Origin of the sequence: Synechococcus sp. R5-13, assembly GCF_047462015.1 — a bacterium.
Lineage (GTDB): Bacteria > Cyanobacteriota > Cyanobacteriia > Thermostichales > Thermostichaceae > Thermostichus.
In genome coordinates this window covers 1-21,471 of sequence record NZ_JANSIL010000145.1, presented here as the reverse complement: position 1 = coordinate 21,471, position 21,471 = coordinate 1, and the positions used below count along the sequence as shown (strand labels likewise).

27 protein-coding genes and 1 pseudogene are annotated in these 21,471 nt (G+C 58.6%); 16 read left to right on the top strand and 12 right to left on the bottom strand.

The features are described from left to right. The first annotated feature begins 16 nt into the window (after positions 1 to 16). The 11 genes from rplE (at position 17) to NW840_RS10980 (ending at position 7,257) form a co-directional block, all read left to right on the top strand. Positions 17 to 559, top strand: coding sequence for a 50S ribosomal protein L5 (gene rplE / locus NW840_RS11030; protein ID WP_414328930.1), 543 nt, complete (start codon positions 17 to 19; stop codon positions 557 to 559). A gap of 59 nt (positions 560 to 618) precedes the next feature. Continuing rightward, the gene (gene rpsH, locus NW840_RS11025) at positions 619 to 1,029 is read left to right on the top strand and encodes a 30S ribosomal protein S8 (RefSeq protein ID WP_011434165.1); all 411 of its coding nucleotides are present in this window, start codon (positions 619 to 621) and stop codon (positions 1,027 to 1,029) included. A 33-nt stretch (positions 1,030 to 1,062) separates the two neighbouring features. After that, positions 1,063 to 1,608, top strand: a complete 546-nt coding sequence (rplF, locus tag NW840_RS11020; RefSeq protein WP_011434166.1) for a 50S ribosomal protein L6 — start codon at positions 1,063 to 1,065, stop codon at positions 1,606 to 1,608. Between the two features lie 31 nt (positions 1,609 to 1,639). Next, entirely contained in the window at positions 1,640 to 2,008 is a 369-nt protein-coding gene (rplR, locus tag NW840_RS11015; protein ID WP_011434167.1) for a 50S ribosomal protein L18, read from the top strand. Between the two features lie 18 nt (positions 2,009 to 2,026). Continuing rightward, positions 2,027 to 2,563 (top strand): 30S ribosomal protein S5, encoded by a 537-nt coding sequence (gene rpsE, locus NW840_RS11010; RefSeq protein WP_414344276.1) that lies wholly within the window; start codon positions 2,027 to 2,029, stop codon positions 2,561 to 2,563. Between the two features lie 37 nt (positions 2,564 to 2,600). Continuing rightward, entirely contained in the window at positions 2,601 to 3,053 is a 453-nt protein-coding gene (rplO, locus tag NW840_RS11005; protein ID WP_414344273.1) for a 50S ribosomal protein L15, read from the top strand. 153 nt (positions 3,054 to 3,206) lie between these two features. Further along, positions 3,207 to 4,505, top strand: a complete 1,299-nt coding sequence (secY, locus tag NW840_RS11000) for a preprotein translocase subunit SecY (protein WP_414344270.1) — start codon at positions 3,207 to 3,209, stop codon at positions 4,503 to 4,505. After that, positions 4,505 to 5,086: an adenylate kinase gene (locus NW840_RS10995; RefSeq protein ID WP_011434171.1), complete on the top strand. Its 582-nt coding sequence runs from the start codon at positions 4,505 to 4,507 to the stop codon at positions 5,084 to 5,086. Before secY ends, NW840_RS10995 begins: the two co-directional genes overlap by 1 nt. Before the next feature lie 38 nt (positions 5,087 to 5,124). Further along, positions 5,125 to 5,898, top strand: a complete 774-nt coding sequence (map, locus tag NW840_RS10990; RefSeq protein WP_414344308.1) for a type I methionyl aminopeptidase — start codon at positions 5,125 to 5,127, stop codon at positions 5,896 to 5,898. A 130-nt stretch (positions 5,899 to 6,028) separates the two neighbouring features. Then, complete coding sequence (gene infA, locus NW840_RS10985) at positions 6,029 to 6,253, top strand: translation initiation factor IF-1 (RefSeq protein ID WP_011434173.1); 225 nt, start codon at positions 6,029 to 6,031, stop codon at positions 6,251 to 6,253. 23 nt (positions 6,254 to 6,276) lie between these two features. Then, on the top strand, positions 6,277 to 7,257 hold the full coding sequence (locus NW840_RS10980) for an alpha/beta fold hydrolase (RefSeq protein ID WP_414344267.1): 981 nt from the start codon (positions 6,277 to 6,279) through the stop codon (positions 7,255 to 7,257). A gap of 157 nt (positions 7,258 to 7,414) precedes the next feature. On the opposite strand, the gene NW840_RS10975 is transcribed toward NW840_RS10980, so the two are convergent. The 7 genes from NW840_RS10975 to ndhN all read right to left on the bottom strand — a co-directional run bounded on the left by NW840_RS10975 (position 7,415) and on the right by ndhN (position 14,631). Further along, positions 7,415 to 8,272 carry a PRC-barrel domain-containing protein gene (locus tag NW840_RS10975; protein ID WP_414344265.1) on the bottom strand — a complete coding sequence of 286 codons (858 nt, stop codon included), beginning with the start codon at positions 8,270 to 8,272 and terminating at the stop codon, positions 7,415 to 7,417. Positions 8,273 to 8,380: 108 nt separating this feature from the next. Then, positions 8,381 to 9,529 carry a glycosyltransferase gene (locus NW840_RS10970; protein WP_414344263.1) on the bottom strand — a complete coding sequence of 383 codons (1,149 nt, stop codon included), beginning with the start codon at positions 9,527 to 9,529 and terminating at the stop codon, positions 8,381 to 8,383. 93 nt (positions 9,530 to 9,622) lie between these two features. After that, a complete protein-coding gene (locus tag NW840_RS10965) occupies positions 9,623 to 10,075 on the bottom strand; it encodes a ubiquinol-cytochrome c reductase iron-sulfur subunit (RefSeq protein WP_414330183.1) in 453 nt (150 codons plus the stop codon). A 235-nt stretch (positions 10,076 to 10,310) separates the two neighbouring features. Next, positions 10,311 to 10,880 carry a Uma2 family endonuclease gene (locus NW840_RS10960; protein ID WP_414344260.1) on the bottom strand — a complete coding sequence of 190 codons (570 nt, stop codon included), beginning with the start codon at positions 10,878 to 10,880 and terminating at the stop codon, positions 10,311 to 10,313. Between the two features lie 237 nt (positions 10,881 to 11,117). After that, positions 11,118 to 13,043: a R3H domain-containing nucleic acid-binding protein gene (locus NW840_RS10955; protein ID WP_414344258.1), complete on the bottom strand. Its 1,926-nt coding sequence runs from the start codon at positions 13,041 to 13,043 to the stop codon at positions 11,118 to 11,120. Positions 13,044 to 13,058: 15 nt separating this feature from the next. Next, on the bottom strand, positions 13,059 to 14,093 hold the full coding sequence (locus NW840_RS10950) for an LdpA C-terminal domain-containing domain (RefSeq protein ID WP_414344256.1): 1,035 nt from the start codon (positions 14,091 to 14,093) through the stop codon (positions 13,059 to 13,061). Between the two features lie 94 nt (positions 14,094 to 14,187). Continuing rightward, positions 14,188 to 14,631 (bottom strand): NAD(P)H-quinone oxidoreductase subunit N, encoded by a 444-nt coding sequence (ndhN, locus tag NW840_RS10945; RefSeq protein WP_414344253.1) that lies wholly within the window; start codon positions 14,629 to 14,631, stop codon positions 14,188 to 14,190. A gap of 276 nt (positions 14,632 to 14,907) precedes the next feature. Between ndhN and msrB the strand changes: the two genes are divergently transcribed. Together msrB and NW840_RS10935 are read left to right on the top strand one after the other, a co-directional pair. Then, a complete protein-coding gene (msrB, locus tag NW840_RS10940; protein ID WP_414344252.1) occupies positions 14,908 to 15,399 on the top strand; it encodes a peptide-methionine (R)-S-oxide reductase MsrB in 492 nt (163 codons plus the stop codon). Between the two features lie 49 nt (positions 15,400 to 15,448). Further along, entirely contained in the window at positions 15,449 to 16,252 is an 804-nt protein-coding gene (locus NW840_RS10935) for an FTR1 family iron permease (protein ID WP_414344249.1), read from the top strand. A gap of 240 nt (positions 16,253 to 16,492) precedes the next feature. Here NW840_RS10935 and NW840_RS10930 read toward each other — a convergent pair whose 3' ends face one another. The 5 genes from NW840_RS10930 to NW840_RS10910 form a co-directional block, all read right to left on the bottom strand. Next, positions 16,493 to 16,705 (bottom strand): CP12 domain-containing protein, encoded by a 213-nt coding sequence (locus tag NW840_RS10930; RefSeq protein WP_011434185.1) that lies wholly within the window; start codon positions 16,703 to 16,705, stop codon positions 16,493 to 16,495. Between the two features lie 257 nt (positions 16,706 to 16,962). After that, positions 16,963 to 17,643, bottom strand: a complete 681-nt coding sequence (locus tag NW840_RS10925; RefSeq protein WP_414331746.1) for an energy-coupling factor ABC transporter ATP-binding protein — start codon at positions 17,641 to 17,643, stop codon at positions 16,963 to 16,965. A gap of 36 nt (positions 17,644 to 17,679) precedes the next feature. After that, positions 17,680 to 17,949 carry a hypothetical protein gene (locus NW840_RS10920; protein WP_011434187.1) on the bottom strand — a complete coding sequence of 90 codons (270 nt, stop codon included), beginning with the start codon at positions 17,947 to 17,949 and terminating at the stop codon, positions 17,680 to 17,682. A 151-nt stretch (positions 17,950 to 18,100) separates the two neighbouring features. Continuing rightward, positions 18,101 to 18,559, bottom strand: coding sequence for an MAPEG family protein (locus NW840_RS10915; protein ID WP_414344246.1), 459 nt, complete (start codon positions 18,557 to 18,559; stop codon positions 18,101 to 18,103). Positions 18,560 to 18,704: 145 nt separating this feature from the next. Further along, entirely contained in the window at positions 18,705 to 19,133 is a 429-nt protein-coding gene (locus tag NW840_RS10910) for an SHOCT domain-containing protein (protein ID WP_414344244.1), read from the bottom strand. A 138-nt stretch (positions 19,134 to 19,271) separates the two neighbouring features. On the opposite strand from NW840_RS10910, the pseudogene glmU reads away from it, so the two are divergent. From glmU to NW840_RS10895, 3 genes and pseudogenes are all read left to right on the top strand, one after another. Further along, positions 19,272 to 20,621, top strand: a pseudogene (gene glmU / locus NW840_RS10905) (bifunctional UDP-N-acetylglucosamine diphosphorylase/glucosamine-1-phosphate N-acetyltransferase GlmU); the annotation flags it as partial. 42 nt (positions 20,622 to 20,663) lie between these two features. Next, on the top strand, positions 20,664 to 21,170 hold the full coding sequence (locus NW840_RS10900; protein ID WP_414344305.1) for a PPC domain-containing DNA-binding protein: 507 nt from the start codon (positions 20,664 to 20,666) through the stop codon (positions 21,168 to 21,170). Positions 21,171 to 21,260: 90 nt separating this feature from the next. Next, on the top strand, positions 21,261 to 21,471 hold a 211-nt coding region (locus NW840_RS10895), incomplete at its 3' end, for a helix-turn-helix domain-containing protein (protein WP_414344241.1).

Genomic DNA, 21,471 nt, shown 5'->3' with positions numbered 1-21,471 from the left:
ACAAGGAGAAGCCACCATGCCCCAGCGTCTGCAAATCCACTACAACACCGTCATTGTCCCCAAGCTGCAAAAGGAGTTGGGCTACACCAACATCCATCAGGTGCCCCGCCTGGAGAAGATCGTGATCAACCGCGGCTTGGGGGAAGCTTCCCAAAATGCCAAGGCTCTGGAATCCTCCATTGCCGAGATCAGCGCCATCACTGGCCAGCGGCCCGTGATCACCCGCGCCAAGAAGGCAATTGCCAGCTTCAAGATTCGCAAGGGCATGCCTGTCGGCCTGATGGTGACCCTACGGCGGGAGCGCATGTATGCGTTTTTGGATCGCTTGATCAACATTGCTCTGCCCCGTATCCGTGACTTCCGCGGCGTCAGCCCCAAAGCCTTTGATGGACGAGGCAACTACACCCTCGGCATCCGTGAACAACTGATTTTTCCCGAAATCAACTATGACTCTGTGGATCAGTTGCGAGGTATGGATATCTCCATTGTGACCACTGCTAAAACCGACGAAGAGGGCCGTGCCCTGCTCAAAGCGTTTGGCATGCCCTTTGCCTCCTAGGTTGCCCACCCTGACTTTTCTTGATCTGCATCGATCTTCCGAGGAGCACTGACCCACCGATGGCCCACACCAACGACACGATCGCCGATATGCTCACCCGCATTCGCAATGCCACCATGGCTCGGCACGAGTCGGTGGCAGTTCCGGCCACCCGCATGACCCGCAGCATCGCTCGCGTTCTTCATGAGGAAGGGTTCGTCAGCGAATGGAAGGAGGAGGGAGAAGGGATCCAAGCCCGAGTGGTGTTGCGATTGAAGTACAAAGGCAAAGGCCGCAACTGCAGGCCCATCATCAATGGTCTAAAGCGGGTGAGCCGACCCGGCCTGCGGGTTTACCGCAACCACAAAGAGCTGCCCCGAGTGCTGGGAGGAATTGGGATCGCCATCATCTCCACCTCCAACGGCATCATGACCGACCGGGAGGCTCGTAAGCAGGGCATTGGTGGTGAAGTCCTCTGTCTTGTCTACTAGACCTTAAGTTTTCTCTGGTCAGGAGTTTTTCCCATGTCCCGTATCGGTAGACGCCCCATCGCCCTTCCTGCCAAGGTGGAGATCCAGATCGACGGCCAACACATTGCAGTGAAAGGCCCGAAAGGTCAACTGTCCCGCAGTTTGCCGCCCTTGATCACAGTCCAGCAAAACGCTCAGATGCTCACGGTCAGCCGTCTCAACGATTCTCGTCCTGCCCGCCAACTGCACGGCCTCTGCCGCACTTTGGTCGCCAACATGGTAGACGGAGTGTCCAAGGGATTTGAGCGGCGGCTGGAATTGGTGGGCGTGGGCTACCGGGCTGCCATCCAAGGCAGCAAGTTGGTTTTGAACGTCGGCTACAGTCACCCTGTGGAGATCCCCTTTCCCCCCGGCATCCAAATTGCCGTTGAGGGAAACAACATCATTGTTGTCTCAGGCACAGATAAAGAACTGGTGGGCAATACTGCCGCCCGCATCCGAGCGGTCCGGCCTCCGGAGCCCTACAAGGGGAAAGGGATCCGTTATCTAGGGGAACAAGTTCGCCGCAAGGCGGGTAAATCCGGGAAAGCGAAGAAGTAAATAGCCCATTGCGAAAGCGGGACGGAGTCCTATGAAAACCAGCCGCAAAATCACCACCCAACGTCGTCATCGACGCATTCGCCGCAAGGTCTTTGGCACTGCCGAGCGGCCTCGCCTGGCCGTGTTTCGCTCCCATCGACACATCTACGCCCAGGTGATCGACGATGTAGCCCAGCATACCTTAGCCTCCGCCTCCACCTTGGACAGGGAGCTGCGCGAAAAATTCAAAGAAACCGGGACGGCTACTCAAGAAGCGGCTGCCTTGGTGGGCCGCTCAGTTGCCGAACGAGCCTTACAGATGGGCATTTCCCGCGTGGTTTTCGATCGGGGGGGCAAGCTTTATCACGGGCGCGTTCAAGCCCTGGCAGAAGCTGCCCGAGAAGCAGGGTTACAGTTCTAGCTACTGAGGACACAGCACATGGCTGAGCAGAGGGAACGTCGCAGAAGCAAGAAAAGCCGCGAAGAGCAACCCACCGAGTGGCAAGAGCGGGTCATCCAGATTCGCCGCGTCACCAAGGTGGTCAAGGGCGGCAAGAAGTTGAGCTTCCGCGCTGTGGTGGTGGTCGGCAACGAGCGGGGCCAAGTCGGGGTTGGCGTGGGCAAAGCCAACGATGTGATCGGAGCAGTGCGCAAGGGAGTTGTGGACGGTAAAAAACACCTGATTGAGGTGCCCCTCACCAAAGGTTTGTCCGTACCCCATCCCATGCAGGGGGCAGGCGGCGGTGCCACTGTCTTGGTCATGCCAGCAGCTCCTGGCACAGGAGTCATTGCAGGGGGGGCAGTCCGCACCGTTCTGGAGCTGGCGGGTGTACGCAACAGCTTGGCCAAGCAACTGGGATCCAGCAACCCCCTCAACAATGCCCGTGCCACCATCGATGCGCTGCGGCGGATGCGTACCTTCAAGCAGGTGGCCCAAGACCGAGACATCGATGTGCGCCGCCTACTTGGCAAGTGATGGACAGGTATATCGAGCAAGTGAGCTAGAGGTAGACATGCGACTGGAAGACATTCGGCCTCAAGCAGGTTCGACGCGGCGGCGGCGGCGCCTAGGTCGTGGCGTTTCTGCCGGGCAGGGGGCCTCCTGTGGCAAGGGGATGCGGGGGCAAAAGGCCCGCAAGGGGGGTGGTACACGACCCGGCTTTGAAGGGGGGCAGACTCCCCTCTACCGGCGTTTGCCCAAGCTTAAGCATTTCCCCCGCTACACGCGGCGTCTGGAATACACCCTGGTCAACCTGCGCGCCTTGGCGGATCTGCCTGCCGGCAGCGAGGTCAGCCTGCAAAGCTTAATGGAACGAGGGATCGTCACCACCAACGATGGCCCGCTGAAGATCTTGGGAGATGGGGAAGTCAGCGTGCCCCTGACGATCAGGGCGGCGGCCATTACTGCTTCAGCCAAAGTCAAGGTCGAGGCAGCCGGAGGTCGGGTGGAGATTTTGGGATCCTAAACCCCTTCTTCCCGTTGCTCTGGCCGGCTTCTGTGGGAAGTTGCTGAGTTGCACTTTCTCTGGATTTACTTTGATTTTGCCGACTGCACCACCGGCAGCGTAGAGTGGTAGATAGCTCACCTTACCTTTTGCTCCCGCGAGATTCTCTTCCCTATGGTTGACACACGAGGTTCCGCCCCCTCTGCCCAAGAGACCTTTATGCAGATGGCTATGGCCTCTGGCCTGCGCAGCCGTCTGTTTCTCACCTTGGGCTTGCTGCTGTTGGTCAGACTGGGCATTTACATCCCCATTCCCAGTATCGATCGGGCCCGCTTTGCTGCCGAAGCTGCCAACAGCCCTGTGTTTGGCTTGCTGGATGTCTTCTCCGGCGGGGGGATTTCTGCTTTGGGGATCTTTGCCCTTGGGATCCTGCCCTTCATCAACGCCTCGATCATCATGCAGTTGCTGATCCCGGCCATTCCAGCCTTGGAGAACCTGCAGAAAAACGAGGGAGAACAGGGGCGGCGGCAGATTTCTCAATACACCCGCTATGTCACCTTGGGCTGGGCCATTATCCAGGGCATTGGCATTTCCTTTTGGGTGCGGGAGTTTGCCAGTACCACCAATGAGTTGGCCTTCATGGCCTCCACCACCTTGGCTCTGGCGGCGGGATCCCTGTTTGTGATGTGGCTGGGAGAGATGATCACGGAGAAAGGGGTGGGAAGTGGCCCTTCGCTCTTGATCTTCGTCAACATTGTTGCCACTCTGCCCCGTGCCCTCGGACAGACTATTAGCCTGGCCCGTGCCGATAGCAGCACCATCGGTGGCATCTTGCTGTTGCTGGCAATCTTTTTGGTCACCATTGTCGGCATTGTCTTTGTCCAAGAAGGCAGCCGCAAGATCCCTATCGTCTACGCCAAGCGCCAGGTGGGCAACAAGCTGTTCCGCGAGCAGAAAAGCTATCTGCCCCTGAGGCTAAACCAAGGGGGGGTGATGCCGATCATCTTTGCCTACTCGGTGATGTCCCTGCCTCTGGCCCTGGCCCAGTACACCCAAAACCTGACTTTGGTGCAAGTGGCCAACTTCCTATCCCCCACCTCCTGGTTCTACATTCCTTTTTATTTCGTGCTGATCCTCTTCTTCAGCTACTTCTACGCCTCTTTGCTCATCAACCCGGTGGATCTGGCTCAAAACTTGAAGAAGATGGGGGCCAGCATTCCAGGGGTACGCCCGGGCAAGGCCACTGCTGAGTATGTCGAAGGGATCCTCAACCGCCTGACGCTGCTGGGGGCTTTGTTCCTGTGCGCGGTGGCCATCATCCCGACGACGGTGGAACGGGCAACCGGCATCACCACTTTCCAAGGTTTGGGGGCGACCTCGCTACTGATTTTGGTGGGGGTGGCGATCGAGACCTCCAAGCAGATCCAGACTTATGTCATCTCACAACGCTACGAAGGGATGGTCAAACAGTAGTGCCGAGGTTGATCTTTCTGGGGCCGCCGGGGGCGGGCAAAGGTACACAGGCGGAGCGACTGGCGGCCATTTACCACACGCCCAAAATTTCCACAGGCGATCTGTTGCGGGCCGAGGTGAAAGCCCAAACGCCCCTGGGGTGCCAGGCCAAGGTTTACATGGATGCGGGAGAGCTGGTGCCTGACGAGGTGCTGATCGGAATGGTGAAGGGGCAGTTGCAGCAATCTCCAGAGCAGGGCTGGATCCTAGATGGATTTCCTCGCACCTTAGCCCAGGCAGAGGCCTTGGAAGAGCTGCTGCAAGAGCTGGGCCAAGATTATGACTACGTCCTCAACTTGGAGGTGCCGGATGAGGTGGTGGTGGCCCGGCTGCTGGCCCGGGGCAAGGAACAGGGGCGCAGCGATGATGCGGATCGGTCGGTGATTCTCAAGCGTCTGGAGGTCTATCGGCAGCAGACGGCTCCCCTAATTGATTTTTATGAGGCCAAGGGGCGCTTGCAGCGGGTCAACGGCAACCAGCCGATGGAATCCGTACAGGAACATCTGCAGGCTCTTTTGGAAGGCTTCAGGAGGACGGCGTGATCAGAGCAGGAGCTGGAAATCCCTCCCAGCGGCGGGGCATGCAGCTTATTGAGATCAAATCTCGCCGCGAAGTGGAGAAAATGCGGCGGGCCGGTCGGGTGGTGGCCCAAGTATTGCAGGAGATCGCGGAGCGCCTGGAGCCGGGCTGGACTACGGCAGATATCGATACCTATGCTGAGAGACGGGTGGCCCAACTCAATGCTTTGCCCAGTTTCAAGGGCTACTACGGCTTTCCTGCCTGCGTTTGTGTCAGTGTCAACCATGAGGTGGTGCACGGGATCCCCAGTCCCCGTAAAGTGGTGCAGCCGGGAGATGTGGTCAAAGTGGATTTTGGTGCCATCGTCGAGGGCTGGCATGCGGATTCCTGTATCACCATCGGCCTGGAACCCCTGAGCGACGCAGCTCGGGATCTGATCGATACTGCGGCCAAAGCCCTGCAGACGGGCATCGACTGTGTGCGCCACGGCGTTTGGCTTCAGGATGTCTCGGGTGCCATTGAAGATTACATCGAGGGGCGGGGCTATTCTGTGGTGAAGCAGTATGTTGGTCACGGGGTGGGGCGCAACCTGCACGAGGAGCCGCAGTTTCCCAACTATCGCACCCGCGATCTGCCCAATCCCAAGCTGCGCTCCGGCATGACAGTGGCCATTGAGCCGATGGTGAATGCGGGGGGAGAGGCAACCCGAGTGTTGCCAGACCAATGGACGGTGGTCACAGTAGATGGCTCTTGGTCAGCTCAGTTTGAGCACACGGTCTTGGTCACCGAGTCTGGAGCAGAAATTTTGACCGATCGCACGCCTTTTCAGTCCTAAGGGATCCCCTGATGAAGGACTGCAACGGCTAGGATAGAAGAGATGGAGTATATTTTCATTTCTTAACAGCGCGTGTCGTCGCGGCTGTGGATTGTTCTGTTGTTTGTTATGTCGTTTTTGGGAGGGCTCATTGTCTAAGGAAGATGCCATTGAAATGGAGGGGGTCGTTACCGAATCCCTGCCCAACGCCATGTTCCGAGTGGATCTGGACAACGGCTTCAACGTGCTCGCTCATATCTCCGGCAAAATTCGCCGCAACTACATCAAGATCTTGCCCGGCGACCGGGTTAAGGTGGAGCTGAGCCCCTATGACCTCAACAAAGGGCGCATCACCTACCGCCTTAAGAAAAAGTAGGTTCCCTAGCTGGGCTGCTGAGGATGAAAGAGCTGAGCCAAGTTCTCAAGATCGGGCTCTGGACTACAGTCGGCGGCTTGGGTGCTCTAGCCGTTCTCAACGCTTGGATCTCCTCCCAAACTCAACCTCTGCAGAGCCTGCTGCCGGGAGAGGAAAGGCATCACTTCTGGCGGGGTCATCGCCTGTTTTACAAGGTCATGGGATCCGGCCAGCCGTTGTTGTTGTTGCACGGCATTGGGGCAGGCTCCTCCAGCTATGAGTTTCGTGCAATTATGGCGGAGCTGGGGCAGCACTATCAAGTCTATGCTCTGGATTTGTTGGGGTGGGGCAACTCAGAACGTCCAGATTTGGAGTACACCGGCAGCCTCTATGCCGAGATGATCGGGGATTTTGTCCAGCAGGTGATCGGGCGACCGTGTCACGTCATTGCCAATTCCCTCTCGGCAGGGTTTGTGCTGCGCTCGGCCCGCCTACAGCCCCACCATTGGCAGAAGCTGCTGCTCATTGCCCCTCTGGGAGACAACAGCCTCATCCCCGATGCCCTCGGGATCCCTTTGGCTCAGATTGCCTATGGATTTCTCAGCCTGCCCGTTTTGGGGTTGGCCTTCTACAACGGCATCACCGCCCCCTGGAGTGTACGCTTGTTTACAGAGCAGAGCTTGTTCTCCCCCAGCTACGCCCTGGATGAGGCGGTGGTGGACTACTATTACCGGGCAGCTCACCAAGCGGGGGCTCAATTTGCCCCCCGTTCTTTTCTCACCGGCAAGCTCAACTTGCCCATCGAAGACGACTTTCGCGTGGTGACCAAGCCCATGGTTCTGGTCTGGGGAGAACAGAACCGCCTCACCGGCCCAGAACAGGCAGAGCGATATCGCACCTTGCGCCCGGAGGTGCCGATTTACCGATTGCCGGGGGCTGCTTTTCCGCACATTGAAGCGCCGCAGACCTTTTTGTCGGTGGCTTTGCGCTTCTTGGCCGAAGCCGATCCTGCCCTGCCGGGATAGACAGATGGGGGATCCCTTTGCCCCTTGGCAGAAAAAAGTGGGAGATTGACGCAAGAAGCAGCCCTGACATCAGGGGGAACGACCGTACTCTCGGCTGACGCGACCACCCCCAGCCACTTCCCTGAGGGGAAAGGGGAGTTGGTACGAGTCCGGCAACTTAAGTGGGCTCCCCGGCCTTATCCTCCCAGGGATCACTATCCACAGGAGTGGAGCTGGAAGGAGGAGGGGCAGGCTCAGAAGGAGGGGCCTCTTCTTTGGCATACTCCTGTTCCCAAGCCGGTTGTTCGGGGGTGGGTGCGGGCTCAGGTGGACGAGGACGCACAGGCTGCGGCTCAGGTTCAGGCTCTTCTTCTGCGTAAACGTCTTCTTCTTCGGCTTCGTATTCCTCGTCGTATTCTTCTTCGTAATCTTCCTCGACGGCGGAACTCTCGACAGCACTGGGCAGGGCAGGAGCAGGGCTAACTCCGGCTTCCCAAGGGGGCTTGCCGATTCCCAGGGTTTCCAAAATCCCCTTGGCCAGTTGGGTTAGGCGGGTCTCAGCGCCATCGGCAACAATAAGGCGATCCCCGCCCACAGAGACAATCTCGTCAGTGGAGAGCAGATAGGTGCTGAGGATGAAGCCGGGTAAAAAGGTGAGGCCGAGGTTGGAGAGCACCAAACCCGTGATGATGCCGGAGACGGAGTTGAACTCAAAATCCTTAACTTTGCCGAGGCGGATCCCTTCTTCGGTTACCACCTCGCTGCCAACCACGCGACTCAGGCCCTCCAAATCCAAGTTATCGAAAACTTCTTCGCTGGGGACAAGAACTGCATCCTGACCCAACGCTGTTACTTGCCGCAGCTCCATCAAACGGGGGGATCCGGCAAAGGCTTTCTCCAACACCCCCAGCACCAAGACCTGCTTGGCTTCAAGATCCGCCCAAACTTCGCTGACTACCCCAAGCCGGGCTGCGTTGCCCTGGCTGATCACCTGCGTTCCCAGAACCTGTGACCGCCGACGAACCTCTGATCGCACCAGCGCAACAGATCCTTTCCCAGTCGTCATGATGGTTTCCCCGTCGTAAGTCAAAACGTTCCCGTTGTTGGGCTGCGTGTCTGACACAGTTCGCCAGAATTAAGTAAGTTAATAGTACCACTGCCTGTCTCCTCCCTCGCGGGCTGCCCAGGTGGGATCCCGGCCAATCTGCCTGCTCCAGGCCAGAAACTGCTCTGCCATCGCGCCCAGGGAATAGTGCTCTTCTGCCCGTTGCCGACAGCGGCTCCTGTCGATGTGATCTAGGCGCTCTACAGCCTCTGCCAAAGCTGCCACGTTGTCCGGCTCGACGATCCAGCCGGTTTCTCCATCGCTGACAATTTCCGCGGGCCCACCCCGGCGGTAGGTAATCACCGGCACGCCACAGGCCAAAGCTTCCACCGCCACCAAGCCAAAGGCCTCCACCCACTTGGGGGTCATGACCAAGGCTGAGCATTGCCCCAAGATCCGCTGCATTTGCGGGGTGGGCAAAAACCCTCGGTAATCCAGTTGGGCATGTGGGTACTGCGCTTGGATCTGCTGCCAGTAGCCTGGCTCTTGCAGGTGGCCTAGGATCACCACCGGCCTTCCCGTCTTCTCGGCTAGGGCAGCACAGTCTTCCAGGCCCTTTTCGGAGGCAATGCGCCCAATCCAACACAGGGATCCATTCCCTTGGGGCACAAAGTCGTAGAGGCGCAGATCCACCCCGCAGGGCAGATAGACAAAGGGATCCCGACCTGCCGCCATCTCGGCTCGGGCAAAGGCAAAGGTCTGGGCTTGCGCCCGCGAATGCACCGCCAGCCGACCAGGGTAGCGATGGGCAATGTGCTCTAGAGCCTGATCAACGGCATCGCTGAGGGATCCCATGCTAATGATGTGGGCCACCGGGGTGCGGAAAAAATCCGTCAAATAAAACGAGAGCCAATCGTAGCTCCAGTTCACGATTAGATCGAACTGATCTTGCAGGTGGGCAGCCCGCTGCCACAGGTTGGCCAGCAGAGAGGGGGTGTGGATCAGAACCGGCTGATCGCGGCGCTGGGTTTGCGCATAGGCCGGGGGAAGGCCCGCCACCGGCTCGATCACCTCCTCCGGCAACTCCGCTATTCGGGATCCCACAGGGGCCAACACCCGCACTTGGGATCCCATCTGGAGTAAGACACGCGTTAGGTTGGCAAGATTGAGCTCCACACCACCACCGGCCCCGGATCCCAGAGGTCCAACAGGGGTGGAGAGGAACAGGTAGCGGTAGGGACGAGCCATAGGGAGAGCCTCGGTAGCTCAGCCCATTGTCTTCTCAATCCGGATACCCGACTCCTTCTGCCTGGCCTCAGAGCCCACAGCCTGCCCAGAACTTTATGAGGCTTTGGCTACAAAAATTTCTCCCTTCTCCACCTTGACCTTGTAGATGGCCAGGTCTGCCTTGGCCGGGCCACGGGTACGGCTGCCATCGGCAGCAAAAGCCGAGCCATGACAGGGGCAGACAAAGTTCTCCCCCCGCCAGTTCACATCACACCCCGCATGGGGACAGGCGGCATCCAAAGCCAGCAGAGAATCTTCTTTTTGCGGATCCCCGACCAGCCAGAGGGTGGCGGTGTTTTTCCCAAAGGCGTTTTCCACCTTGAAGGGGCCATCTTTGAGATCGGCCAGAGTGGCAACTTTCACAAACTCCGGCTCAGAAGCCTTAGAGCCAGAAGCAGTTCCCTGGGCCAGGGCAAAACGGCGCCGGGTAAACCCAGGTAACCAACCCACCAACGAGCCAAAACCGAGAGCCAGCCAGCGAAGAAAACCACGACGATTGTTGTACATGGCTATGTGTCCTTGGAGGTGTGCGAAATGTAGGTCATGAGCCAGCAAAAGACCGGCCCCTTCAGAAGGGATCCCGGTGCAAATGCTGCCCTTAACATCTTGTTACACCAGAACGGTTTCGCCCAGGGCCAAGCCGCACTTTTTCCGGGTAGAGTACGCAGCAGCAGGCATCTTGGTTGCTTCATTGATTTGGCCGATGGGATGGGATCCCTTTCGGCTGTTGTACGCCTGGAGCCTAGGGTCGGGAGGTAAACAGCTCAGCAACCGTGCAGACAAAGCCGGGCAACAGGGGAGAAGACAACGCATCCTGAGCCAACAGCGTTTCTACCAAGACCAACTGGGCCTGTTGTCTGCGATACACCTCTACTCTCTGAGCCAGCCGATCGACGATCCAGTACTCTTGCACCCCATACACAGAGTAGAGTTTCCGTTTTGCCAAGCGGTCTCGATCCTCATGAACTTTTCCAGGTGATAGGACTTCAACCACCAGCTCAGGGGCACCCCGAAAATGTCCTGCTTCATCTTGAATCTGGGACAGCCGCTCATAACTAACCCAAACAACATCGGGAGACACATTATCAAATTCGGAAAAGAGGATCCCTGGCATGATTGAGGGTTCTCCCAATCCTGTTTCTAGCGACCACCAATGCAGTGCGGAGAACAAACACCCGATAATGTGCTGATGTTTGTGATGAGGAGAGCGAGTCACCAGCAGTTCTCCGTCGATGATCTCGTAGCGGATCCATTCATTCTCTGGAAGAGCCTCGATATCCCGAGTGGTCCAGCGTACTTCTGTAGCAGTCATTAGCTATCCCTATAGCAATAAATGGTGCTATGCCCAGGGCACCCTGCTGCTGTACCTACGACACTGGGCCGACAACTGCAACGCTGTCGCAACAGCGGGAACCGCACTTGGCGTAGCCAAATCTTAACCCAGGATCCCGTTCACAGAAGCGGGACGGAGTCCTCCCTCTCTAACCACGACGGCTCAATGGATAGAGGTTCTCTAGAGCTGGACTATTGGCTGCGCTATCGTGTGGGGCTAGTTGGGATAGATGCGCAAGCGGCGGTTGGGCTCTTCGCCAAAGCTTTGGGCCCGCAGGTGGTAATGTTCCACCAACTGGTGTTGGAGCTTGCGGATCAGAGGCGAACGGGGCAAAAGTTCCACCGGCTGAGACTTGGGAATGACAATTTGCTCCACCGCCAGGCGGGCTTCTTCCAGAGCTTCGGTTTCATCGCCTGAGCTGGCGCGAATGAACAGCTCCAGGTCGGAATCGGATCCCTCTTCGCTTTCAATGTTGAGAATATGGCGCAGGGCGCGGGCCAGGGCAATCAGAGTATTGGCCTTGACGGTGTGAATCGGGATCTGGCGGGAGTGGGCCATCTGCTGGATCTTGGAACGGCTACGCACTTGGGATCGCAAGGCCAAGACAATGTCCGCCTCGTCTAGATCTTTGGTGACATCCGCCGGCAGTTTCAGGGTTTGGATCACCTGCTCCAGGTAGAAGCGGCTCACTCCGTAGGGGTAGATCATCAGCGGCCCATCCGGATTCTGCTGCCGTCCTGTCGGGGCTAGGGCGGATCCCTCCCAGTCCAAATCTTCTTCTTCGTCAGAGCCGGATTCCGCTTTGGATTCGGCCACCACCTGAGGGGCAGGACGGGATCCCGCCGGCGTTAACGGGACAGAGTCCTCTTGCCTATCCAGGAGCAAACCCGATGCTCCTCCCTGCGGCGAGCGACTCTCAAGCGGTTCTGAGGGCAGAGCTTCCATCCGTCCAGAGCGTTGCCATCCTCCCCGCTCCCGTGCTGCGGAGATTGTGCTGCCGGCAGGGGGCCATTGGGGGCCAGATAGAGCCGGGCGCCCGTTTGCGCCAGCGGTGCTCCGCACTATCACCACCTGGCCGTGTTCGTCTAAACTGCGGGTTTGGGTCAGCGGCTCGCGGTTGCGCAAGAGACGATCCACAGTGGCGGCCACATCTTCGTGGATGACCCAGCGGGATCGCTCCAGCATCTCTATGGCAATCTCAAACGTGGGGGGGGCTTTGCGCTCCAACACACTCTTTTGAGAGCCGCGCCGCCGCGCCTCTTCATCTCCTAGGGTGACCGATTGGATCCCGCCTACCAAGTCGGAGAGGGTGGGATTTTTGATCAGGTTGTCGATGCGGTTGCCATGGGCGGTGGCCACCAGTTGTACCCCCCGCTCGGCAATGGTACGAGAGGCCAAGGCTTCCAGTTCGGTGCCGATCTCGTCGATGACCACCACTTCGGGCATGTGGTTCTCCACCGCCTCAATCATCACCTTGTGCTGCAGCTCTGGGCTGGCCACCTGCATCCGTCTGGCCCGACCAATACCCGGATGGGGCACGTCTCCATCGCCGGCGATCTCGTTGGAAGTGTCGATAATGACCACTCGTTTGCCCAGCTCATCGGCCAGCACACGGGCAATCTCCCGCAAGGCCGTGGTTTTACCCACCCCCGGTCGGCCTAGCAACAGCATGGAGCGCCCCTGTTCCACCAAGTCGCGGATCATGCTGATCACGCCGATAACGCAGCGACCCACCCGACAGGTAAGGCCGATGATCGTGCCTTGGCGGTTGCGGATGGCACTGATCCGGTGCAGGGTAGAGGCAATGCCTGCGCGGTTGTCACTGCTGAACTCTCCAACCCGGCTGATCACCTGATCCAAGTCGGCCCGGGTGATCACGTCTTCTGAAAGGTAATCGGCAAAGCCGGGGAAGCGGGCTTCGGGGCGGCGACCCAAATCCAGCACCACCTCCACCAACCGATCCAAGTGGGGATGCTGTTCTAGGCGCTCACGAATCGGAGCAGGCAGGATATCCAAAAGCTTACTCAGGTCGTCGCTGTATTGAACCTGGCCGGGAAAGCCGGTACGTTCACGTAAGCGGTGCGGAGCACTTTCCGGATCCATCGACGGACTTGGGGTTGAGGGCTGTACGGGGAAACTCATGGCTGAGCAACGTCGTTAAACGCAGGAAAAACAGGTTTGCCTAAAAGCAACGGATCGCCGCTTTACTTGCTGCACCAACTGCTTGGCCAACGGGATCCCTGCCACCAATCCAGGATTCCATCCTGACTCCGATGAGCTGTGAGCTGGCTCTTCCAGATAGGCTGACACCAACTGTCGCGCATAGCTGCCGAAGGCCACCCCCGCCACTGGCCATCGGGGATCCAACAGCGGCACCGTTTGGGCGTTGGTTCCTCCTGCCAATTGCACATAGCCTGGCAGACCCATATTCAGTACCTTCTCGGCCAACTTTAGGGCAGCTTTGCCGGTGCCAGCTCCAATATCCCCACTCATAGGCCGGCCATCCACCTGCCAGATCAGCACTTCCGGCAAGGGATCCATGAGGGCCAGCAGATCCCTCAAATAAGCCTCTAGGCCCGGACCATCGTTAAAGCTAATTGAGATTGCCTGGAGCTGAGGTAGCCAGGGCTTCAGGGATCCCCACAATTGCTCGAATGACCTCTGGCGACCAATGCAGGTGTGGATCTCCACCGCCTGAATGCCCAGCTCGACCAAAGGCGGCAAAACTTCTGACAGAGCCACTTGGTAGCCGAAGGTAGCAATGCGCCGGTGGGGGCAAACCGGCTCGCAGCGCCCACAGCCGTAGCACAGCTCTGTCTGGATGTGGACTTGAGCAGGAAGGGCTGCCTGTGTCAAAGCATGAGGGGGACAAACTGCCAAACAAGGCTGAGGACAGTCGGCAGGACAGACGGGAGCCGTCAGCACCGCCTTGCGGAAATGGACGTCTTCGCCGTCATTGACGCTGACCATCAACCAAGGGGATCCCGCCTGGGGATCTTCGGCTTGTGCCCGTTGGATCCCTTGTTGAGCGGCCCGCACTATGGCCGGATCGGCAGCAACATCAATGCAATCTGCCCCGGCCAGCGTGTAAAGGAAAGCCAGCTCCCGAACCGAGGGCAAGTGGTGGAAACTTGCACCGCAGATCAACTTAAACCAGGTACCCTGTTGCAGCGAGGCGGTTGGCAAGGTCACAGGCACAAGAAGCCGCTAGCAGGATGGGAATCTGAGCCGCAGGCCATCTATTTGAGATGGTAGCAAAGAAATTTCGAGGATCCTGAAGAGAGGTTCAGGCGCTCTGCAGAGGTTGCCAACGAATTGACCGTTCTCGGCCCAGTTCCACCACAAACTTCACTCCCTTGTCTTCCCGACTCAGCTTCACCAGGTAGGAGAGTTCCTGTTGGCTGAACACATGCCCTTCGTAAAACCAGAACACCAACCCCTTAGCTTTTGGGGGCAAGGTGGCCCGATACTGCTCGATCAACGCCGGGAAAAAATAGGTGCGCCGCTCCGATTTGCCCAGCGTGGCAGGCCGTACCCCATGAATGCGCGTCAAATAGCTGGCCAGATCCCCGATTCCCTTACTGGAGAGGGTGACCACCTCATACCCAGCTCCGCGCAGCCGCCGCAGGTAGTGCCCTTCGGATCCCCCCTCTGGGGTTACAAAGATGGCCAAAGCCCCAGATTGCTCCAGTTGCTGCACAAACTTTGCACCTGAGCCGACCAGCAGCATAGGAAGAACTCCATTACTCGTCTAGGGTTGGACAAGCAGCCCACCTGCGCTCATTGTAACGGGATGGCGCCTGAAGCTGGGGATAGAAGCTGCCAATGGAACCCATAGAATACTGGCTATCTCCCTGTTTTGCAGAAGGGAGCGTAAAGAAGGGTTAAGATACGGGTAACCTGCTTGCAGGTCTCAACCCACAGGTGGCGGACAAAGGCGGATGGATCCCTCTGAGCAGGGATCGCCTCCCTGTCACTCACACAGCGACGACAGATGAACCTCATCATGCGACGACGCGAGCTATTGACCTCGGCAGTGGCCGGGTTCGTCACAGCACCCCTCAGCTTAGCAGGAGAGCAAAGAGCAATGGCCCAACAGACTTATCCCTTCACCAAAACCGACGCCGAGTGGCGGCAACTGCTCACCGAAGAGCAATACTATGTGCTGCGCCAAGAGGGCACTGAGCCCCCCTTCCGCAACGCTTACTACGACAACAAAGCTGCGGGCATCTACGTCTGTGCCGGCTGTGGTCAGGAGCTGTTTTCCTCGGCGGCCAAGTACGACAGTGGCACCGGTTGGCCCAGCTTTTGGGAGCCGATTGCTCCCCATGTGATCGGTACCAAGACGGACTGGAAATTGTTTGTGCCCCGCACAGAAGTCCACTGCTCCAACTGCGGCGGGCATTTGGGGCACGTGTTTCGGGATGGCCCCCCGCCCACGGGTTTGCGCTACTGCATCAATTCTGCTGCCCTCAAGTTCATCCCAGCCACCACTTAGAAATCCTCTTGGCTCCAGCTAAAACTGAGCCGCCTGTCTGGGTGAGCCTATGTCGGACTACACGTTCCTGGATGCTGCTTCGATTCTGCTGCGGGAGGGCCTGGAAGCTCTCTTGGTGCTGGTGGCACTGCTGGCCCTTATGAGCAAGAGCGGGCAATCGGCTCAGAAGCGCTGGGTGTGGATAGGGGGATCCGCGGGCTTGCTGGCAGCGGTGATGCTCGGTCTGCTGGTGAAGCTGTTTTTCCAGCAGATGCTCACCCACACGCGACAAGAGGTGCTGGAAGGGATCACCGGGCTGGTGGCAGCAGGTTTGTTGTTCTCGGTCAGCCTTTGGTTGCACCGCCGGGCTGCAGTGGCTTCTTGGCAAACCTTTGTGCGGGAACAGGCGCAGGCGGCACTGGCCACGGGTCAGGTTTTTTCCTTGGCTTTTCTGGCCTTTGTGGCGGTGTTTCGCGAGGGGGCGGAAACGGTGCTGTTTTATGTGGGGTTGGCCCCTTCCCTCTCGGCAAAAGATTTTTGGCTGGGGATCGGCCTGGGATCCCTGGTGTTGGTGGCACTGGCGATCTTGCTGCTGCAGGTGGGGCTGAAATTGCCGCTGGGAGTTTTTTTCCGGGGTCTAAGTCTGCTGATTTTCTACTTGGGCTTTAAGTTTTTGGGCAGTGGCCTGCACGCTCTGCAGGTGGCGGACTGGCTGCCCATCACCCCCCTGGTCGGGATCCCAAAGCTGCGCTGGCTGGGCATATATCCCACTTGGCAGACGCTGCTCCCCCAACTGCTGCTGCTGGGAATAGCTTTCGCCTTGTGGGTGGGGCAATGGCTGCGAGCTGATCCGGCTCGAAAGCTTTCTTCGTGAAAAACGTTCTCCACGAGCCCTGTGGATTCCACCAGCCTTGAGCTTGATGAGTCCTGGTTTTGGTTTCGATGGATGGCAACCAAAAGGCTGCACCTAGTCACGCCTTCCAACCCAGAAAAGCAAAACCCACCGGATAAGGATCCGGCAGGCTGCTGGATTTTGTCAGGAACCCCAAGCCTAGATCCCCATCGATCCCTAGGGAATCGACAGAGATCATCTACACCGTAGACTTCCCGAGAATCAGGTATCGTAGACCCGGCATTCAACAGCATCTGGGTTTTCAGCGCAGTGCTGCTCTAGGCTGCTGGGAGTCCTCGGCTGGTGGCTGCGAGCTGCCAGCACTTCTTCAACTGCGTCCCAGGCCGCACGGCAGTGGGGATCCCCTTCGCCGTACTCAGAGCAGACGTTGCGAGCATTTTCCAGCTCTTTGGCGATCACTTCAGACAGTCCCATGTTCTCAAGCTCCTTTAGACTAGATGGGGCCGGTGGCCCGCTGATGTAACCGGTTGACGCAGAACCTGCAGGGATCCAGCGTAATCCCGGATCAACAAGTAGAAACCAGCCGATCCAGACGGGGAATAAGTTCAGGATAATGACCTTGTGCCAACCGAATTGATCAACCGGATACATTACCCATTCTAAACAGGGACACCCGGGGGGTGCAGCTACGCTTTCGCGATCTCTTTGGGATCAGGATGCGCAGGGATCCCTCAGGCCCCAAACAGTTGTTCAATCCGTTGCCGCACCTGCTCTGGGGATCCCTGTTGACGCACTTGACCTTCCGAGAGCAAAATCGCCCCGTCTGCCCATTCCAGTTCCGCCAGCCGATGGGTTACCCAGAGGGCGGTGATGCCTTCTTGATCCACCAATTGACGGATGCACCGCAGCAAATCCGCCTGGCTGTCGGGATCCAACAGGGCTGTGGGCTCGTCCAAAAGCAGCACCTCGCTGCGCCGGGCCAAAGCCCCTGCCACTGCCACCCGTTGCTTCTGTCCGCCGCTGAGGCCGTGGATGGGCCGACGGATCAGGTGCTTTAATCCGACTTGCTCCAAGGCTGTTTCCACCCGCTGGTGAATTTCCGCCAAGGTCAGAGCCTCTGCTCCCAAGCCAAAGGCCACATCGGCTCCCACCGTGGGCATGAACAGTTGGTGATCCGGGTTTTGAAACACATAGCCCAGCCGACCGCGAATCTCCAGGTGGCCCGAAAGGGGCTGGGGATGGGTCAGGGATCCGGACAATAGTTGCAACAAAGTGGACTTGCCGCTGCCATTGGGCCCCAACAGCATCCACAACTGGCCCTTGGGAATGACAAAACTGCACGCCTGCAAAACCGGCGGACGTTCCGGCCAAGCAAAGGTCAGGCTCTCCACCCGAATGGCCACCTCAGACATGGGGATCCCTTAGCGGCAGAGAGAAAAGGGCTGTCCTCAGCTTTGCAACTGGGCCAAAAAACCGGGACGGGTTCCCATGGGGCTGGCGCTGCCCGACTTGGAAGTCATTTGCACGCCACACAACTCACCGGTGAGCAGGAACACCTTTTTGCCGGTGCGGTCGCAGGTCAGCTCCAAACTCTGAGGGGATCCACTCTGCAGAGCATTGACGATGCTTTGGTAGGCCCGGTTGGCCGCTTCTTCCTCTTTTTGGTGGACAACGATGGGGGCAGGGTTCCCTTTCAGGAGCAGTTCCAGAGTGTACATGGCTGACCGTTGCGTAGTGGGCCGTGGGACAAAAGAGAGGCACCCAGAGGACGCCGTTGGCGACAGCAGGACGAAGTCCTTTTCCAGTATCGCAGGTTGGGCCAGGGTACCGGCAGGCTCAACAAATGACGGGGGAGTTTCTCTCGCCAGATTAGGCCAGGCCGGTGCCGAGAAAAGGCAGCAGGCTAATCAGCAACAGGCCCAACGTGGCCAGGGATCCCGCCAAGAAGGAGAGGGATCGCCCAATGGGAATATCGGCAATGTAGAAAAAGTTGTAGAGCAGCCGTGCCAGCAGAAACACCCCACACAGCACAGCTACCCCTTCATCTCCGCTGAGGCCAAAATACCAGGGATCCGAGTGAGGGCCGGTGATGTAGGCGATCAACGCTGCTGCCGCAAACATCCCAAAGGTCTCAAACCCGTTGGCGTGGGCCCAGGTGGCCCGTTGCCCGTAGGGAGGTAGCCTATCAAACATAGCCCGAGGAGCATGCAGGTCGTAGCCAACGCGGGCACGGGCATAGCCCACCACCCCCATGGGCAGATAGACCAAGAGCATGGCTGCCGCAATAGAGAACAGGGGGATAGCTGCGAGAGGAAGGCTTGGCAACATAAGGCAAAAGGACGGTGCAAGATAACAGGGGAGAGGAAGGAGCCCAGCTCGGGCAGGAGCTATTGCCGGGAAAACCAACACCAGAACCATTATCTACCGGGCTGGCCAGCCGGGCAGAAGCCTGATTTGGTGATTGATGCTTGGGTCAGGAGATCTTGCGGATTTGCCGGCGGCGCTCCTCATATTCAGCGCGGGTGATCAAGCCCTGTTTCAACAGGCTTTCCAACTGCTGTTCGGGATCCCGGGCTTCTCGCCCTTCCACACTGGTCCATTCCAGCTCGATCAACTCTCGGTTGAATCGAAAATCGAAATCGGCATTGCTCATGGTCAGGATCCACAGCCCTTCCAGCAAACAAAGGGCGCGTACCCCGTAGCTGAGGATCTGCAGCGGGATGGAAGGAACGAACACCATCAGCCCCGCCACCAAGTAGCCCCAGCCCCAGCGTTGGTGCCCCATATAGAAGCGCTGCAACCCTGGGATCAGCACCCCCAGCATCGCCAGCCAACCGGCCACCTCGCGGACCAACCGCCGACGTTCCTGTGGGGGCATATCAGGGCCCCTGCTCTCGGCCATAGACTGCACCAGCTAGATGTGCCATTAAGCTAGCTCAGTTTTGGCCGCACAGGGCTCAGGAACTTGGATCCAACCTCAGAAGATTTTTGAGCAGCATCCCGCCGCCTATACTTGATGGGGGCAGTTCGGGGAAGGAACATGGCAGAGCGGGAGCTATCGGTAGCGATCTTGGCAGCGGGCAAAGGTACCCGGATGCGGTCGCAGTTGCCCAAGGTGCTGCACAAACTGGGATCCCTGTCTTTGATCGAGCGGCTGCTGCGCACGGTGCTGACGTTAAAGCCCCACCGCTGTCTGGTGGTCGTGGGTTATGAACAGGAGCAGGTGCGCCAAGCCCTGCGGGAGTACCCGGTTGAATTTGTGGAGCAGGCCCAGCAATTGGGCACCGGACACGCCGTTCAACAGCTGTTGCCCGTCCTGGGCGGTTTTCAGGGGGATCTGCTGGTGATCAACGGGGATGTGCCCCTGCTGCGGGCAGAAACCCTGCAAGCTCTGGTGGAGCGCCACCGCCAGATGAACCCAGAGGTAACCTTGCTCTCGGCTCAGGTGGCGGATCCCTATGGCTATGGGCGGGTATTTTGCGATGCCCAACAGCGGGTGCTGGAACTGGTGGAAGAGCGAGACTGCACCCCGGCCCAACGGCAAAATCGCCGCATCAACAGTGGGGTGTATTGTTTTCACTGGCCGGCTCTGGCTCAGGTTTTGCCCCATCTCAATCGCAACAACGCGCAGCAGGAGTACTACCTAACAGATGCCGTCAAGCGGGTGGGCAAAGCCATCGCTCTGGATGTTGCCGATCCGCAAGAAATTGTGGGCGTCAACGACCGCCGCCAACTGGCCCAGGCGTACCAGATTTTGCAGGATCGCCTCAAGGAAGCCTGGATGGAAGCCGGGGTCACCTTTGTGGATCCCGACAGCAGCAGCCTCGAGGAAACGGTGGAATTGGCCCCCGATGTGGTGATCGAGCCCCAAACCCATCTGCGAGGGGTGTGCCGCATTGGCTCGGGAACCCGCCTGGGGCCGGGCAGTTGGATCGAGTCCAGCGAGATTGGATCCGGCTGTCACATTCTCTACTCGGTGGTCAGCCACAGCCGCATCGGCAACCACGTCTGGATAGGCCCCTACGCCCACGTGCGCCCCCACAGCCAGATTGGGGATCATTGCCGCATCGGCAACTTTGTGGAAACCAAAAATACCCAGATTGGATCCCACAGCAACGCCGCCCACTTGGCCTACCTGGGCGATGCCAAGCTGGGATCCCAGGTCAACATCGGGGCGGGCACCATCATCGCCAACTACGACGGCCAGCAAAAGCACTTTACCGAAATTGGGGATCGCAGCAAAACAGGCGCCAACTCGGTTCTGGTGGCTCCTTTGCAGGTGGGATCCGATGTCACCATTGCTGCCGGCTCCACCATCCCTGCCCGCTACCCCCTGCCGGATGACTGCTTGGTGATCGCTCGCTCCCGCCCGGTGGTCAAGCCCGGTTGGCGACCCGGGATCCGCTCCTCCCGCCGCCAAGAGCTCCAGCCCATGCCACCGGGATCCCTCAAGATTTATCCCTTGCGCCTCTTCCCCGGCCAAGATCTCAAGCAGGAACTAGAGCGATTGGCCCGGCAGCAGCCCTTGCAAGCGGGGTTTGTCCTCAGCGCCGTCGGCAGCCTTAGCCAAGCCACCCTGCGCCTGGCCGACCAAATGGGGGATCACCTGCTGTCGGAACGCCTGGAGATCCTGGCCCTGAGTGGATCCCTGTGCCCTGACGGAGTCCATCTCCATCTCACCGTTGCCGATGCCCGAGGCCAAACCTGGGGGGGACACCTGCGCCCCGGCTGCCTCATCTACACCACCGCCGAAATTGTCCTCGCCGACAGCCGGGAGTATCGCTTCTCCCGTCAACCGGATCCGGCCACCGGCTACCTGGAGTTGCACATCCAACCCGTGGCAGGGGATCCCTGCTGGCCGTCCCCACCCCCCCAACCCCAGCAAAACCAGCAGACAAAACCAGAGGCTGACAACAGCAGGCCGAAAAGCTTACAGTAGTCAACATGAGTTACCTAAAGCTAAAGGGGGCTTGTGAGCGCCAAGCCGAAAGCTTCACGGAACTCATGGACGCTTTGCGGTGTGGCGGGCATGTTACTGGGTTTTCGGACGCAACTCATTCTTAACCGCAAGCAAACAACTCTAGCCGCCCAACACGCTGGGGTAGCCCGCCACGCCTATAACTGGGGCTTAGAAGTCTGTCGGCAAGCCCTGGAGAACCAGCAAAAACTTCCCACCGCCATTGACCTGCACAAGCGCCTGGTAGCTGAAGTGAAGCAAGCGCATCCCTGGTACTACCAGG